Annotated in this window: 13 protein-coding genes; all 13 read right to left on the minus strand. The window is 33.2% G+C overall.

All coding sequences use genetic code 11. The annotated features are described in order from the left end of the window. Positions 1 to 13: 13 nt before the first annotated feature. Positions 14 to 2353 (minus strand): pectinesterase family protein, encoded by a 2340-nt coding sequence (locus BW929_RS02680; protein WP_076543831.1) that lies wholly within the window; start codon positions 2351 to 2353, stop codon positions 14 to 16. Positions 2354 to 2382: 29 nt separating this feature from the next. Then, complete coding sequence (locus BW929_RS02685) at positions 2383 to 3069, minus strand: rhamnogalacturonan acetylesterase (RefSeq protein ID WP_076543832.1); 687 nt, start codon at positions 3067 to 3069, stop codon at positions 2383 to 2385. A gap of 88 nt (positions 3070 to 3157) precedes the next feature. Beyond that, the gene (locus tag BW929_RS02690; protein ID WP_076543833.1) at positions 3158 to 4735 is read right to left on the minus strand and encodes a glycoside hydrolase family 43 protein; all 1578 of its coding nucleotides are present in this window, start codon (positions 4733 to 4735) and stop codon (positions 3158 to 3160) included. Between the two features lie 130 nt (positions 4736 to 4865). Further along, positions 4866 to 5990, minus strand: a complete 1125-nt coding sequence (locus BW929_RS02695; RefSeq protein WP_076543834.1) for an ABC transporter permease — start codon at positions 5988 to 5990, stop codon at positions 4866 to 4868. A gap of 25 nt (positions 5991 to 6015) precedes the next feature. Then, complete coding sequence (locus tag BW929_RS02700; RefSeq protein ID WP_076543835.1) at positions 6016 to 7005, minus strand: ABC transporter permease; 990 nt, start codon at positions 7003 to 7005, stop codon at positions 6016 to 6018. 35 nt (positions 7006 to 7040) lie between these two features. Next, positions 7041 to 8063, minus strand: coding sequence for an ABC transporter ATP-binding protein (locus tag BW929_RS02705; RefSeq protein WP_076543836.1), 1023 nt, complete (start codon positions 8061 to 8063; stop codon positions 7041 to 7043). Further along, positions 8060 to 9070 (minus strand): ABC transporter ATP-binding protein, encoded by a 1011-nt coding sequence (locus BW929_RS02710; RefSeq protein WP_076543837.1) that lies wholly within the window; start codon positions 9068 to 9070, stop codon positions 8060 to 8062. The genes BW929_RS02705 and BW929_RS02710 overlap by 4 nt, the downstream gene beginning before the upstream one ends. Positions 9071 to 9176: 106 nt before the next feature. After that, positions 9177 to 11087 carry an ABC transporter substrate-binding protein gene (locus tag BW929_RS02715; RefSeq protein WP_076543838.1) on the minus strand — a complete coding sequence of 637 codons (1911 nt, stop codon included), beginning with the start codon at positions 11085 to 11087 and terminating at the stop codon, positions 9177 to 9179. A 356-nt stretch (positions 11088 to 11443) separates the two neighbouring features. Beyond that, positions 11444 to 12706, minus strand: a complete 1263-nt coding sequence (locus tag BW929_RS02720) for a glycoside hydrolase family 28 protein (protein ID WP_076543839.1) — start codon at positions 12704 to 12706, stop codon at positions 11444 to 11446. Positions 12707 to 12868: 162 nt separating this feature from the next. Further along, complete coding sequence (locus tag BW929_RS02725; RefSeq protein ID WP_076543840.1) at positions 12869 to 13705, minus strand: AraC family transcriptional regulator; 837 nt, start codon at positions 13703 to 13705, stop codon at positions 12869 to 12871. Positions 13706 to 13786: 81 nt separating this feature from the next. Next, a complete protein-coding gene (locus tag BW929_RS02730) occupies positions 13787 to 15784 on the minus strand; it encodes an FAD-dependent oxidoreductase (protein WP_076543841.1) in 1998 nt (665 codons plus the stop codon). A gap of 58 nt (positions 15785 to 15842) precedes the next feature. Further along, the gene (locus BW929_RS02735) at positions 15843 to 17204 is read right to left on the minus strand and encodes a hypothetical protein (protein ID WP_076543842.1); all 1362 of its coding nucleotides are present in this window, start codon (positions 17202 to 17204) and stop codon (positions 15843 to 15845) included. Between the two features lie 60 nt (positions 17205 to 17264). Further along, entirely contained in the window at positions 17265 to 18320 is a 1056-nt protein-coding gene (locus BW929_RS02740) for a dienelactone hydrolase family protein (protein ID WP_076543843.1), read from the minus strand. Position 18321: the final 1 nt, after the last annotated feature.

An 18321-nucleotide genomic window follows, 5' to 3' on the forward strand; every position in this document is an offset into this window, starting at 1 on the left:
TAATACTATAAGACTAAAACCAGTTCTGATCGGTAAAAATCATATTTATATTATATCGTCTGGCTTCTTCTGCAGTCAAAATTTTAATCCAGTCAAATCTTTTGCTATTTGCTGCTCCTGGACCATAACTATTATATTCAGCATAACGTGCTGTTTTCTCTTTAGCTGGATCTCGCCAGTTATTCCAAGCTTTTTCTCTAACATGTTTTCCCATATAAGTATTTATAAAAACTACATTTCCATAAGGTCTCCAGGGACGGCCTAAAAACACAGTATTTTCTTTAAGATCAGAGCTTAAAATACAGTCTTTAAAAACATAACCATATTCTTTTTCTTTAGGAGTAGAAGCAGCTGTAATATAGCCGGGCCCTGTACTGTAAATTTCACATTCATTAAAATATGCAGTTGCTGCTCCAAAAATGAAATCTACATCTCCTTCAATATAGCAGTTACCAAAATATAATCTTCCTTCACTACTTTTTGTATAAAGAGTATCCTGATTACCCTTAAATTTACAGTTATAAAATGCAACTTTGTCTCCACCCACACTGGCTGCTACTGCCTGCCCAACTTTGCTGCGTGGTTCTGAGGTATTAACAAAAGTAATATTTTTAAACTTTAATCGCTCACCATTAATAAAAATTGAAGCAGAATCAAATGTTCCCATTTCTTTACCATTTTCTTTAATTTTTCGGGCGTAATCATCATAGGTCAAAATAGTAGTTTCAGGATCCTCTCCTATAAATGTCAAATTTTTTAAAGTCTCTGGAATTACTATTTTTTCTTTATAAATTCCGTTTTTTATAAAAACTTTATTAATAGTGTTATTCCCTTCTAACATTTTTAATGCCTCAGAAAATGTTTTGCAATCACCACTGCCATCTGCCGCAATAATAAGGTAATTTCTTAAATTGATTTTTTTAGAATTTAAAAGCTGCAGATGTTCATTTTTACTAATCAAATCTAAATTCTCGATCTCAATATTTTCAGCATAATTCACTTTCAGGCCTTTATCTCCATTTATTTTAAGATCTTCCAAATAAATATTTTCAACCGGCATCTCTGGCAGTCCTTTAATATAAATTCCCTGTTCAGAATCAAGACAGTTTATATCTTTAAGATAAATATTTTTAAATTGAGGAGTTTCAACAGTAACTTTCTCTTTTTTTATCTTTGATCCTGATTTAGATTCATAAAAAAGATTAAACTTTATTGCCTGGTGTTTAATCTTAGACATTCTAACCTGCCGTAAATAAATTTCTTCTACTGTCCCTCCTCTTCCCCTGGTGCTTTTAAATCTAATCCCTATATCTGTCCCCATAAAATTACAGTTCTCAAGATAAACATTTTTTACACCAGAAGACATCTCACTTCCAATTACAAAACCACCATGTCCATGATAAACATTACAATCTCTTATGTAAATATTTTCTGAAGGCATTTTTCTTTTTCTTCCTGACTCATTTTTACCTGACTTGAGACAGATGGCATCATCACCCACATCAAAATTACATTCTTCAACCAGCACATTCTTACAAGAATCAATATCCAATCCATCTCCATTCTGAGCATACCAGGGATTACGAATAGTAAGCTGACGCAGGATAATATTTTCAGACATCAATGGATGAAGATTCCAGCCGGGAGAATTTTGAAAAGTAACACCTTCTATTAAAATATTTTTGCATTCTTTTAAATTTAATAAGACAGGTCGCAGATACTCTCCAGCTTTTCTGTAATCTTCAGGAGTTATTTCCGCGCCTTCTTTTCTTTTAATATCTAAGTTATGTACCAAATCCTGACCGTTTAGAGCTTTTTGGGACGGCCACCATATCTTACATTCTTCTGTTTTCTGAACCGCCCCTCCAGTAGCAATTAATTTCTGCCATTGATTTTTTGTCATTTTATATTTCTTAACAGGTCTCCACTTATCACCTGAACCATCGATAATGCCTTTTCCAGTTATTGCAATATTAACTGCTTTTTTGGCACTGATTGGAGATTCAAATCTATAATTTTTTTCTCCTTCAAATTCACTTCTTATAATCTTATAATCTGCTAAATTAGAACTAAATTTTAATACTGCTCCTTTTTTTAAATATAAATTAACATTATCAGCCAGCACAATAGGGCCACTTAAATATATACCTGCAGGAATAATAACTCTTCCCCCACCTGCATTAGAACATTTTTTAATTGTTTTATTTATAACTTCAGTATTTTTAATCCTCCCCCCTTTTACTGCTCCAAAATCATTAATATTGAAACTTTGATCTCTAAATTTAACTTCTTTTATTTTATTCTGATTAATAATTTCTGAAATACGATCAATTTTATTCTTTTTTTTCGTCATTAATAAATTCACCTTTCTTTTTCGAGAAATTATTTCTTCAATATATACTTACTCAATTCTAAATTTTGATTTCTAATTTCTTCAACAATTAACTCAGAAATTTTTAAAGCTCCTTTCTCTGAAAAATGGGTATTATCTTCTATTCCCTCTGGATAATTTTCACTTTCTTTGGCCTGTAGCCAGAGAAAAATATCTTTAGTTTCTCCCGGTCCAAGTTCTTCAAAATATTTTTTAGTAATTTTAGCTAAATCGATTAGAGTTATATTAAGTTTAGATGCCAGTTCTCTTACAGCTTCTGGATATTTGCCATGAGTTTCAATTAAATGACCATTATCAGAAAAATTCCTTCTTTGAATAGGTGTTAAAAGAATAGGAATTGCTTTATTTTTCTCAGCAACATTAATGTATTTTTTTAAATAATCCTGAAAGCTGCCAAAAGCTTCTGTTGCTCTTTCAGGGTCATCTTTTTGGTCATTATGGCCAAATTGAATTAAAAAATAATCTCCTTCAGAAATTAAATTATCAATCTCAAAAAGCCTGTCTTCATTTATAAAGCTTCTTGAACTTCTTCCAGATGCAGCTTTATTTATGATATTAATTTGATCTATAAAAAATCTTTCAATAACCTGGCCCCATCCTGCTCTTGGAGCATCCGTTTCAGCATAGGTAGAAGCAGTTGAATCTCCAGCAATAAAAATCTTTTTTTCTTTGAGCATTTAAATTTATTCTCCTTTATAAATTATTAGCTTTAATAAATCCTTTTTCCAGGGATAGAAAACCGATAAAATTTAAGATTAAATAATTTTATTGAGAAAGTTCTTCAACGGCAAAATAATCATAATCAGCAAAAGACGAAGTTAAATGTTTACTGGTATTAACTGCAAAAAGACCCAACTTTGCCCCAATCCAGCGTCCCGGGACTGCTTTAAAACGTTTACCAAAGTTTTTAAACTTTTCACCCTCAATACTGTAACTAAATTGGCAAAGAGCTTCTTCGTTAAATTCTCTTACTTCTACTTTTAAATAAAGTGTTTGCCCCTCTATCTGTTTTTTGGTCATTTTAAATTCGGATCTTTTTTCTCTTTCAACTCCCCAGTACTGAATAAGTTTCAAACCTTTTTCAGATTTTTCAAGACTTAGATAACTGTACTTTTCTCCCATTACAATTAAACCTGCTTTTTCTCCTTCAACTTCTGGGTCAAAAGTAATTTTGGTTTCAGCACTAAAATTTGGAGCCGGAAATTTCTGCAGTAATAAACTAGGCGCATACCATAAAACTGTTTCTTGCTCCTGACTGATATTGTTTGTATATAATCGGAGTGATTGATTATTTTCACTAAGAGAATACCATTTAGTTTCTGGATTTGCGTGCCACTGCCACTGTAAACCTAATTTTTGATCATTAAAGTCATCACTTGTTGCTGGTACCTTAATCTCAGCCTCAGAATTTACAGCCGGTTTTGAATATTCCATTACAGGTTCCCCAATACCGTCATTATCTTTATCCACTCCAATAACCGGCCAGTCGTTTTTCCAGCTCATAGGCTGCAGGTGAACAATCCTACCATAGGCGTTTTTATCTTGAAAATGAACAAACCAGGATTCACCTGACTCCAGCTCAACATAACCACCCTGATGTGGTCCATTAACTGGAGTATCTCCCTGTTTTAAAACAACCTTTTTCTCATAAGGTCCATAAATATTTTTTGATCTCATAACAAGCTGCCAGCCTGTAGCTACCCCACCAGCCGGTGCAAAAATATAATAATAACCATTTCTTTTATACATTTTTGGACCCTCTGTAGTCGGATGCCCATCTTCTCCATCAAAAATAAAAGTACCTTCATCCAATAATTCAGTCCCATCATTACTCATCCGGCAGAGATTTAAAACATTTTTAAATCCAGCTCTACTGCGGGCATAAGCATGAACAAGATAAGCATTGCCATCATCATCCCAGAAAGGACAGGTATCAATTAAACCTTTCCCCTCCTTAACAAAAATTGGTTTTGACCAGTCTCCAAATGGATCTTCAGTATTACTCATAAAAATTCCGTGGTCAGGATCACCAACAAATACCCAGTATTTACCATCATGATAGCGAATAGATGGTGCCCAGGCATTTTTTCCATGTGCTACCTTATTAAAATCTGCAACAGGAAATTCTGAATATACATGATTTACAATTTCCCAATTAACAAGATCTTTAGAATGTAAAATTGGCAGTCCAGGCATACAGTTAAAACTGGACGCAACCATTAAAAAATCTTCTCCCACCCGGATCAAATCCGGATCAGAATAATCTGCATGTAAAATTGGATTTTTATACTTGCCATTGCCCTGATCAGCTAACCAAACATTTTGCTTCAAATTTACAGTCATCTATAATCTCCTTAATAAATTTTTAATTAATTTTAATAAAAAACTGCCTCCCTGAGCCAGTGATATTAAATCAATAGTCAGAAAGACAGGGATATATTTGTTAATATAAACAGTTGATAATAACTGTTATTTAATTTGAAAATGGATCTGCTGCATCTCTTAAGCCATCCCCCAGAAAGTTAAATCCTAAGATTGCTACTATAATAAATAATGCTGGAGTAAATAACCAGGGATGAAGTGCAATAGTACGTACATTCTGAGCTTCCTGTAATAATACTCCCCAGCTTGTCATTGGAGCTCTAATTCCCAGGCCAAGAAAACTCAAGGATGCTTCTGCTAAAATCATTGAAGGTATTGATAGAGTAGCAGAAACTATCAGCTGACTCATCGCATTTGGAATTAAGTGTTTTCTTACAATCCACCAACCTGTAGAGCCAGAGGCTATAGCTGCAGAGACAAAATCTTCTTCTCTTAAAGACATAATTTTACCTCTAACCATTCTGGCTAATCCAGTCCAGCCCAAAAATGCTAAAATAACTACAATACCAATATATACTCTCAGTGAAGACCAATTCGCAGGTAAAGCTGCTGCCAGAGTTAACCAGAGCGGAATTCTTGGAAACGACTTAAAGAATTCAATAATTCTTTGAATAACTCCATCTACAACTCCTCCTACATAGCCAGATACTGTTCCCAGGATTGCCCCTATTATTAAACTAATTAAAGGCCCCAATAAACTAATAGATAAAGATATCCTTCCTCCCAGTATTATCTTAGTTAGCAGATCACTACCTGTTTCATCAGTTCCCAGTAAATACATCTGTCCTTCATTTACACCAAATAAATGTAAATCTGTTTTAAACAATCCTAAAAAATTATATTCATCTCCTCGATGAAGAAAATCAATATAATATTTACTGTTTTTATCAATTTCATAATTTCTCTGCAAAGTTTCAGGATCCATAGAAGCTTTATAACCATAAACAAATGGAGCACTTAAACCATCTTGATCAATTATACGAATTCTTCTAGGTGGAGCTGTAATGTTTGAATAATCTTTATGGTCCAGAGTATAGGGACTTAGAAAGCCTCCAAAGATCACCATAAGATAAAACAATAATACAACTATTCCACCAGCAACACCTAATTTATTTCTTTTAAATTTTCTCCACATCAATTGATTTCTGCTCAAAATTTCTGGCGACTCATCAATTTCATTAATATTTTTCTCAGATTGATTTGTTTCTGTTTTCATATCTATCCTCCCTCACCATCAAAATTTAATTATACTGAATTCTGGGATCTACAACAGCCAAAATAATATCAGCAACAAGATTACCAACTAATAAAAGAATACACTGGAATAATAAAACCGTTCCTGCTAAGTACATATCCTGGGACCTTAAAGCACTATATATTATAGGTCCTAAGGTAGGTAAAGAAAGTACTATTGATACTACAGTAGATCCAGAAATTAATTTTGGTAATCTCATTCCAGCCCACATTATAATTACATGAAGTGCATTCCTGACAGCATGTTTGTAAATAACTACACTTTCTTTAAGGCCTTTGGCACGAGCTGTACTAATGTACTGCATATTTAATACATCCAGTAAGTTAGCTCTCATTGTTCTGATAACTCCTGCTGTTCCCGCTGTTCCCAGGACAACAACTGGAATCCAGAGATGAGCCAGTAGATCAATAAATTTAGCAATACTCCAGGGGGCTGTAACATATTGTTCTGAAAAAAGTCCCCCCAGGGAAGGAATCCCAAAAACAAAATAACCTACATACATCAATATTAAAGCTAACATAAAATTTGGAATAGATAAGCCTATAAAACCAATAAAAGTCCAGAAATAATCGCCAAAAGAATACTGATGAGTTGCCGAATAAATACCGATTGGTATTCCCACCACAATCATAAATATCTGCGTTGAACCTGCGATTAGAATTGAATAACCTAAATATTGTTTGACAATAGACCAGACACTAGCACTATCATATTGAAACGAATTCCCAAAGTCTAGAAACACAAAACCTTTGACCCACTTCCAGTATTTAACATAAACAGGCTGGTTTAAACCATACCTTTCTTCAAGTTTCTGTACTCTCTCAGCACTTATAGTTTCACCCTGACTTGATACTAAGGCAACATACGAGTCAAGATAATTACCTGGAGGTAACTGAATAATAAAAAATATAAACATGGAGATAAGTATGAGAACTGGTATCATTACAGCAACTCTCCTAGAAATATAATTAATCATTTTTTAACTCCCTTCATTTTTAAAATAATTTCAACTTACTTTTTAAAAGACTCAAGATTTAAACTATCTCTTGAATGACAGGCAACATAATTATTATAATCCTCACCAGTAGGAATCAATTCCGGTTCTTTAGTTTTACAAATATCACTACAATAAGGACAGCGAGTATGAAACTTACATCCTGAAGGTGGATTTGCAGGATCAGGAACAGTTCCTTCCAGAGCCTCTCTTGGTTCATTAGAAAATGGATCTCCAATTGCTATAGACTTTAATAATGCTTCAGTATAAGGATGTTGAGGATTTTGATATAAAGTATCTGAATCAGCTACTTCGACAATTTTACCCAAATACATTACCATAATTCTATCACTTATGTATTCCACTACACCCAAATCATGGGCAATAAATAAGTAAGTTAGACCTAAATCTTTTTGTAGATCAGACAAAAGATTTAATACCTGAGCCTGTACTGAAACATCAAGTGCAGAAACTGGCTCATCACAAATAATTAATTCAGGATTTAAGGCAAGTGCTCTGGCGATCCCGATTCTTTGTCTCTGTCCACCACTGAACTCATGGGGATATCGATTCATTTGATAACTATTTAAGCCAACCTGTTCCAAGAGCTCTTTAACCATTTCAGTTCGTTCTTCACGATCTTTACCAATTCCCTGAACAGTAAGTGGTTCAGCGACAATATCTCTTACAGATAATCTAGAATCCAGAGAAGAAAAGGGATCCTGAAAAATCATCTGTATATTCCGGCGCAATTTTCTTAATTCCTGTCCTTTGGTTTCTGCTAAATCTTTTTTTACTCCCTGATCATTATAAATTACATCACCTGCAGTTGGTTCTAAAAGCTGTAAAACAGTTCTACCCAGTGTTGATTTACCACAGCCACTCTCGCCAACTAAACCCAGAGTTTCTCCTTTATTGATAAAAAAACTGACATCATCTACTGCTTTTACATGACCGACCACTCTTTTAAAAAAACCTTTTCTAATAGGAAAATATTTTTTTAAATTATTAACTTCTAAAATTGTTTCTTCTTTACTCAAGACGCTTTTTCCTCCTCTCGATAAAGCCAGCACTTAACTTTACAATCTTCCACTTCGAAAACTGGTGGATCTTCATTTTTGCAAATTTCCATTGCTTTTGGACAGCGGTCATAAAAGTCACACCCTTCTGGAAGATGAAGCAAATCTGGAACAGAACCTTCAATTGGCTCCAGTCTTTTCTTACTTCCAATAACCGGTCTGGAATTCAATAAACCCCTGGTATAAGGATGCTTGGGATTTGAAAACAAACTTTTTGTATCAGATTTTTCAACAACCTTACCGGTATACATAACCATTACTTCATCTGCTATATCACCAATGACCCCAAGATCATGAGTAATAAACATAATTGACATATCCATATCTTTTTGTAATTCACCCATTAAATTAATAATCTGGGCTTCCACAGTTACGTCAAGGGCCGTAGTTGGTTCGTCAGCAATTAAAAGACGAGGATTACAGGATAAAGCCATTGCAATCATTGCTCGCTGTCTCATACCACCACTAAATTCATGTGGATATTCGTCAACCCTGTTTTCAGGCGCTGAAATACCAACTTTTTTTAACATTTTTACAGCTCTTTCTCTCAATTCATCTTTATTTTTATAATTCTGATGCAGTTTTATCGCTTCAATAATCTGATCTCCAACTGTATAAACTGGATTTAAAGAAGTCATTGGCTCCTGAAAAATCATGGCCATTTCATTTCCTCGTATTTTCCTCATTTTTTCACTATCATGATCATATTCTGTAATATCAATTTTACTGCCATCTTCATAAAAATAGTTTATTTCTCCCCCTGCAATAAATCCTTTAGGACGAGGCACCAGGTTCATAAGTGACATAGATGTCATACTTTTACCACAGCCACTCTCTCCAACAATTCCCAGTGTTTTACCTTTTTCTATGGAAAAACTAACACCATTTACTGCTTTAACAACACCATTTTCTGTGTTAAAAAATGTCTGCAAATTTTTTACATCAATAACACAATTACTGGAACTCATAATTTAACCTCCAAACTTATCTAATTGTGAACTATTTTTAAATAAATTAGTTCTTAATGAAATTGGCCTCTCTTAGAGTAGAGAGACCAATTTCTCTTATATTTTATTATTTATCCTGAGCATCTTTTTCGATAAAGAATTGATAAAATTCACTTGGTCCGAAATATGCTCCATAATCCCAACTTGCCAGAGCAGTCTCGGGAACATTGTGAACATAATTTTTCTTGATTACAAACTGTGGATGTAAGCCATTAGTACCAATCATCCAGACATTTTCTGCATGGATATCAAAGACTTTTTGCCATAACTCCACTCGCTCATCCTGATCTTTAGTAATCTGAATTTCATCATAGAGATTCATTAGCTTCTTAATTTCTGCTGGAGGTTCTTCACCCTGTTTACCGTTAGTTTCATACCACTTTGCATAAAGAGGTGCCCACCAGTTTCCAGATGAGTAAGAATTACTTACAGGTATAAAGTTATAGGGATAAGTTGGTGACCAGGAAGCTCCACCAATATAAGCCCATGGAAGTTTATTTGCATCTCTTCTTGTGTAATGTAGAGTTTTTTCCAGACCTTTAAAGTCCATATCCACACCAATATCTTTCCAGTAATCCTTAATCATATTCATTGTTCTTGGTAAATTGGGATCTTCTCCTATATAGATAGTTAAATGAATTGGTTTACCATCTTTAAGTCTAATTCCATCACTGTTTCTTTCAGTAAATCCAGCTTCATCTAAAAGCTTATTTGCTTTTTCAGGATCATAATCAGCGTAAGCATCAGCCCATTCTTGCTTAAATCCTTCCCACTGAGGATAAACAGTAGCCTGTCTAGGTACAGCCAGACCTTTAGTAGCTACTTGATTTAATTCTGGTCTATTAATAGCAAGTGATAATGCCTGACGGAATTTCTTATTATTATTTAATTCTCGCATCCATTCATCCTCTGCATAGGTAATATTGGGAGCAAAGGTTGGTAGGGATGGAGTATTTCTCTGCCATTTTAAGACTTTATAATTACCACTTTTCTCATTGTTTTTATAAAGTGTAAAGTTACTTGTCATTAATTGTCTCATCTGTAAATCTGCAGCTCCAGATACTACCTGCATTGAAAGTACTTCTTTATCAGATACAATTTTTAGAACAACTTCGTCAAGATATGGTAACTGATTTCCTTCTTCATCAACTTTATAGAAGTAAGGGTTTCTTTTATAAACAAACCTATTTGCAGGCGGTTCGGTAACCGGTACCCATGGTTCTATAACAGGAAGTTCAGGATTTCTAAAAAACTTCTTAGAGTTTTTCGATTCAAATAAACCAACCCACTTATCAAAATCAGAGTCTGCTATTCTTTTTTCTAGTTCAGCCTGATCTGCATAATCTGCATGAAACTGTTTTAAATAGTGAGCAGCAGCATATGGTTTACGACCTGGAAAAGCCAGTTTTTCTAAGAAATATGGATTAGGAGCAGCAAAAGAAAATCTTACTGTATAATCATCTAATTTTTCGACTTCAGGAAGCTTATCCTGAATCTTTAGCCAGCCACTTCCAGATTCGGCAGTTAATTGATCATTTTTAATAATGTCATTAAACCAGAACATAACATCATTTGCTGTAAATAACTCACCATCTGACCAGCGAATTCCTTTTCTTAAATTAAAAGTATAAGTTGTTAAGTCATCAGACACCTCATAACTTTCTGCTAAGTCAGGTTTAATTGTTAGACTTGGTGTATATCTAACCAGATTAATATTATTATATAAAGCCATCAATTTAGGATCATCAGTAGCATTAGTTGCGAACCAGTTTAAAGTACCACCATAATCACCAATACGATCTACTACTTCTGTCACATACGGGTTTTCAGGTAATCTTTCATCTACTGCCGGTAGATTTCCATTTTCAACTTCTTGATCTAAAACAGGAGCTTGGTTATAAGCAGAAGCCAGACCAGAAGTTAAGAATAAAATTAACACTGTTAGTAAAATATAACTATTTTCTTTTACCAATTTCATTTAGTAAATATCCCCCTTAATAATTTAAGTTATTTAAATGATTTTTAAATATTTAGCTTATCCTAATTATCCTTATTTAAGTTATGAAAATCCTGATAACTTGAACAAACTAGAAAATCTCACACCCTATAATCTTGTTATTTTCCACCTCCTTGAAAAAATAACAAATTTTAAACTGCCTTATCTTCTTATTTACTTATTAGTTTAGAAATATCTATTAAGTATAATAACAGAAAAAAAAATTAGATTCTTAACAGATATTTAGATAAGTTAAGATATTTTACATTTTTTTAGGTTAAGAAAAATTTAACATATGTTTTTATGATTTTAAATTTTTTATTAATAGATGTATATTTTTATTTTTCATTAATCAGTTCAAATTTTTCGCCGACTTGATTTTTAATTTTAAAATTAATAAAATCTATATTCCTAAAATTATTACAATATACCCCTCTTTGTTTTTCAGCTTCAAGATTGCTCATCATAGCAGGTGTCTGCAACTGAGCGTTATCTGCCATTGTAATAGAAATATTATTAAAAGTTATTGCTTCAATTGGACTTTCGGGAAGTCCATAAATAAAGACTGCTCTTGTTTTAACATCATTAGCTCTAATATTGTTAAAATGAATCTCTCTAATAACAGGTGTTTTAGAATTAAACTCTTTAGGATTTTTATCCCAGACAAATTTATTTTTTCCACCCTCACCACAATAATAAAATAAATTCATAATAATTGGAGATAAAACACCTTTCATTACAATGTTGCTGACAACTATATCTTCAACAACTCCCCCTCTACCGCGCCTTGATTTAATTCTGATTCCTCGATCTGTACCTTTAAAAACACAATTGCTTATTGTTAGATTCCTAACTGACCCGCTCATCTCACTTCCAATAACAACTCCGCCATGACCGCGAACCATTGTACAATTGGTAACTGTAACATTTTCGCAGGGGACCAATTCCGAACTTTTTTCTGTTCCAGATTTAATAGTAATACAGTCATCACCAACATCAACATGACAGTTCAATATATGTACATTATTACAGGAACTTGGATTTATACCATCTGTATTTGGAGAATTAGGAGGGTTTTTAATACTTACATTATCAATAGTTATCTTATCTGATTTAATAGGATTAATAGTCCAGGCTGGCGAATTAACTATTTTGATGTCTGCAATTAAAATATTGCTGGATTTTTCAAAAGAAATTGTTCTTGGTCTCGGATACTGCAGCTTGTTTGCTGCAAAAAGTTCCCACCATTTTTGACCCTGGCCATCAATAATTCCCTGACCTTTAATAGTTATATTTTTAGAATCTTTAGCATAGATTAAAGGACTGTATACTTCTTGAACTTTACCTTCCCAGCGTTGAGAAATGATTTTATGATCTTTAAGTTGATTACTAAATATTAATTTTGCTCCAGCAGAAATCTTTAGAATAATATTATTATATAGTTCTATGGTTCCAGTCAAAAAATCACCTGCAGGTATATAAACTTCTCCACCACCATTTTGGCTGCATTTTTCTACTGCTTTTTTAATAGCAGCTGTATTTAAAGTTTTACCATCACCTTTAGCACCAAAATCAAGAATATTATAAAATGAGCTATTCATTATTCTCTCTCCTATTTGTAATTTTTAAAATCTAAACTCATCATAACAATATTTAAAAATAATTTCTTAACATATTTTTAGCTATCTTCACTAATTAAACATTATTTATCAAAAAAAACTGCAGTCTAAATAAATCAGACTGCAGTTTCATATTTCAGCTTATTAATTGTTTTTATAACATTTTCTATATTCACTTGGAGTTAAACCGGTTATTTTTTTAAAATTACGGCCAAAATGGACTAAATTATTATATCCTACTCTTTCGGAAATCTTAGTAATATTATCTTTTCCTTTTAAAAGAAGATTTTGAGCTTCCTTAATTCTCGTATTATTAATATATTCAGTTATTGTATAATCACTTTTTTCTTTAAATAGTGAACTTAAATAACTGCTGCTGTAGGAAAATTTATCCGCCAATTTGCTTAAAGTTAATTTTTTATAAAAATTTTGATCAATATAGTTCATAATTTCTACAATTTTAACATGATAATCTCTCTCTTTTTGATCAATATATTTTCCGTCAACATAACGATTTACATAAATTAACAGTTCTATTAAAAGTGTTTTTAAATAAAGATTCTGGCCCGGTTTATTTTTTCGCTTTTCAGCTTCCATTTTAGCAAAAATATTTTCAACCATAATCCTATCTTTAGCATCAAATTGAATAATATTAATATCTTTATTAAATGAGGATAATAAGTCATAATCACCCTGTTTAAAACTTCCCAGAGAAGTTTCTTTAAACTTAACCAGCATTCTATTAAAAGAATCATTGCTATCATTAAATGTCTTATGTCGCTTAAATTTATCAATCAATATCAAATTGCCTTTTTTTACTCTAAAGGTTTTGTCTTTAATATCATAACCACGATTACCATCCTGTAAATAATATATCTCATAAGCATTATGATAGTGAACCGAAGACATTCCATTATCATTTAGTTTACTCAAATTTTCAAAACTCAAGTCTCCTTTTAACTGTTCGGCTTTACAGACCATATTTACCTCCCTATAATTTAAAATAACTTTGTGATAATTTTATCACATATTAGCAATGGATGCATTAAATTGGCAAAGTATTTATTTGATTACCTGATCATTAAGATATTTATTCCAGACATTTTCAAACCAGTTATTATCTTCGGGAATAGATCTTACATCCTGCCAGCTAAATTCAAAATGGTCTTCTTTATACTTAATTCTCTGGATTTTTTGATTAAAAACACCACTTTCCAGACTGAAGCGAAACTCTTCCTTTAAACCTGTAAGAGGTAATTGGCCTTCACTGTCCTGCACTAAATAAGAACCACGACTTCGTCCTCCATTTTGTATATAATCTTTAAAAGCAGTTAGATATACAAGCTGAGCTAAAAGTAAATCATAATTTTGAAAAGCCAGACTTAAATCTCTATAAGATGCTAAATTAGAATTAGTTTCTAATTCTTTAAGCTCATTTTTGCACTCTGCTAAAGCAGACTCAATTTTTGATTCTGAACGAATATGGGCTCCAGCTTCACTCATTCGCTCACCAAGTTTCTTTCTAATAGAGATTACATTGGAGGAACTATTTTCATTAATTGAATTAGCAAATTTCTCTCCCAGACTTAATTTTTTTTCTATTTGAGTCAAAACTTCTTCCTTAAAATCTTCAATTTCAAGAGGCTGAGCTTGATAACGAGCAGCAATAAACTGAGCCGCTCTGGTACTTCCAACCTGACCTGAATTTAAAGCAGTACCACCAGGACGGTAAACTCCGTGACTTCCATTTACTTCTCCCACCGGGAAAAAGTGAGTTAAATTGCTCTCCCACCAGATATTGCCCTCTAAGCCACCATTATTATGCTGAGCACAGACAGCAATTTCCAGCTTTTCATTTTCTAAATCAATTCCGTTATCAGCATATAAATCAATTGCAGGCTGATTCATTTTACTCAACCTCTCAATTGGAGTTCCAAAAAGAGCATCAGAGTTTTCAAGATATTGATGAGCTTCTTCACCAAGTAAGTTAAATTCTAAATCACCGTTTTCAGAGGCATAATCAGGATTTTTTCTATAATCCAGCCAGACTCTTCGTCCTTTAATTACAGTTTCATTATAAACTAAAATATCAATTAAAGAAGAACCAAAATCTTTAACTTTACGGGGATCAAAGGGCCACTGGTAGCCTTTTAAAAATACTGCATCAAGCATTTTCCCAGGTTCATTAAAATATTGATTTAAAAATTCCTTTTTATCATTTCCATCCTGATCAGTAGAAACGTAGGTTGGTAAAACCTGCTGGTAGGTACCTGACAAATTCCAGCGGAATTTAGTAGAAGCAATTCCATACTGCCATTCAGTTAAATTTTTCCCTTTAACTCCAGCTTCAAAAGCAAGTCCGGATGCTCCCGTCTGACTGCCTGGATAAACTGATGTATCATATATTCCGGCCGGCCCACCAGTTGCATAGACTATATTTGTAGTGTTAAAAATTGTATAACGTTTATTTTTGTCCTCAGCCTGGTTTTTATTAAGAGTTATAATCCCAACTGCTTTCTCCTGTTCTTTATCTGTTAAAACTCCTATTACCTGATAATTATCAAAAATCTTAATTTCTTTATTTTTAATTTCTTTCTCCAATTTTTCTGTCATATAACGGGAGGTTAAAGGACCGGCTGAAGTTGCTCGTTTACGGGAATCATGATCTGTTTTATAACCAACATACTCCCCAAATCGATTATGAGGAAAAGGAACGCCAATGTCAACCAGATGATAAAAAGAACGAGCTGATAAAGCAGCTTCTACTAATGCTATGTCTCCATCCATACAGCCACCCGAGAATAAAGTTTCAGCCATTTCGAACACAGAATCCTTATCTTTACCACCCAGAGTTAGTTTATAATATGTCTGTTTATCTGATCCAGTATTGCGGGAGGTCCCCATATTAATTCCTTCTGTTACAATAGCAATATCTTCCTGGCCAAAGTTATATAACCTGTCTGCTGCATTAAAGCCGGCTGCTCCGGAACCTACTAAAACTGTATTTAAAGAATAAACATCAATCTTATGCTCATTAATATTAATTTGCTCTTTCTTCATTATTTTCCTCCCCGGATGAAACAAATTCTATATTGATCCATCCAATTATTTAAAAATTTTAGTGGTTATCATAATAAATCATCTCGAGAACATTATTACCTGTAATATAAAGTGAAATTGTCAGTGCATCAGCCGCTTCCCCAGCTGTCAAGGCCAGAGCAGCTATAATAGCAGCATTAATATCAGTTGTCAGGGCCAGAACTATAAAAACCAGTACAACAAAAATTAATCCAACAATTTTGGCAGCAGCAATTATATTAGTAGTCTGTCTCTGCATCATTACTCCCCAAAAAGTTTCTCTAAAAGCTCTAATAATCGGAAATAAAATAAAAGCAAAAATAACTTTTTTAACTAATAATGCTATTGTAGGAGTAACAGAAATTAACTTTATTAAAACAAAATCTCCTATTTGAGTAAAACTTAAACCAGCCAGAATAATACTTACTATACTTCCAATCCCCAGTGAAAATTTTAAAATTCTCTGCCAGTTATTCTGGTTTAACTCAGCAGCATAAACTAATGAACACTGATGAAGCATATCTAAAGGACCTACAAAAATCATAACCAGAGTCCAGCTCACTCCATAAGCAGCTAAATCATGAGTAGTTACACTAGTCCGTACGATCCCGCTCTGTACAACTGGCTGCACAAACCTTGCCAGAAATGCCATAATAGCAATTGGAATAAAAAATCTAATTATACGTTTTAAGTTAACTTTTTTACTGACATTAGCCGGCAAACTGTCTATAACTACCGCAAAACTTCCATAATAATAACGAAGAGCTAAAGTAATAAAAATCATTTCTATAGCTATCCCGGTTAGCCAGACTCCACTGGCAGCAGTTACTCCCGCTACCGACTGATTAATAGTAACCCAGAGCAAAATTAGGGAAATACTAATAATCCGAACAACCACTCCAGGGGTAATTAAATTAGTTTTTTTAAGACTGATGGCAAGACCCTGCATAATATTCCTTATCGATTCTACCAGAGGAATAAAAGCCATAATACTTAAAGCCTGATAGGCAAAGTTAATCTCCTTTGGATCTTTAAGGCCAATTATCTTTTTAAATACAATTTCTCCCAGAGGAGTATAACCCAGTGAAGCTATCATTAAAAAATACAAAATCCCAAGCCCAAAAATAAAACGGCTGACAAACTTAAAACTACTGTAATCATCTACTAGAGATGTAACTGTCTGTCTTGACATATGGATTGGAGATTTAATTATATTGGTAATACTTTTGGCGACTGCATAAACCGCCAGTGTTATTTCTGGAAAAGGAAGTCGGGCCAGACTGGCATTAACTGCATTATGTGAGATACCAATTATAACCGGCATCACAGCAAGCGGTAGAAAAAATTCAATCAACTCTTTATATTTTATTTCTCTAACTTTATTCCCTATTTTATCTGACATCAAATTCTCCTTGCTGATTATATTTTCTAAATTAATTCCTATTTTTTATAATTTTTTTGCTCAAGAATCTAAACTATCAAAAAAATCAATTGCTGCAGCTGCAGCAACAGAATGGCCTGCCTGCAAAATATCCTTTTCAATTTTCTCTTCACTATCTAAAAATTGATAAACTTTCTTTACTTCCTGATATGCTTTTTTTGCGGAATCAATAGGAAAAAGATGATCTTTTTCTGCTGCCTGAATCATAATTGCTTTAGGAGCCAGTGCAGATATTATTGTTGGTAATTCAGCATATTTTAAAATCCCAGACAAATAATTATCAAGACAGTGTCTTCTGTCCATAATACTGTCCTTATAATAAGAGGTATAACCGCTAATAACAGCTGATTTAATTTCAGCTTCAAATAAAGCACTTAAAATTGCAACCGGAGCTCCTCCAGAAAAACCCAGACAGTTAATCTCTTTTTTTATTACATCATCTCTTTTCTTAAGCAGCTTGACTGCTGAAATAATATCCCACATCCTTAAGCGTAAAATACTCTGACCATACAGTAAAAGCTGACTATTTATTCTGTAACAAGAATTTAAAGTTGGATCCTCTTTTAAATCAGGATCTTGATTGTAATCATCCATAAGTCTGCGGTCTCCGAAGCCAATTAACTCCGGTATAATAACTATGTAACCCGCTTTAACAAAATCTAACGCCAGATTATTATGACAGGTACTCTCCTGCAGATCTTCGCCGGCACCATTAAGTCCAACTGTCTCTCTACTTCCATTTCCGTGTCCGTGGGCAATCACAACTGCCGGATATTCCTTCTTGTTTTGTTCCGGTATTAAAAGATAGGCAGGAATTTGAAGATAATTTTTAACCTGATAGGAGATCCTAAGTCGTCGATAATTTTTAAATCTATTTTCTGCTAAAACCTCTATTTCAGAAATCTCAGTCTGTTTGGGAACTCCACCTATAATTTCAGCAATTTTATCTTTTAATTTCTGACGCCAAAGCTCCCATTCTTTTATATTTTTCGCCTTAAAATGAAACTTAGGATTATTTTTCTGATATAATTTATCTAAATAGGAATCTGGGGAAAAAATATTTTTCTCTCCTGCCATC

This window comes from Halanaerobium kushneri (assembly GCF_900156285.1).
GTDB classification, from domain to species: Bacteria; Bacillota; Halanaerobiia; order Halanaerobiales; family Halanaerobiaceae; genus Halanaerobium; species Halanaerobium kushneri.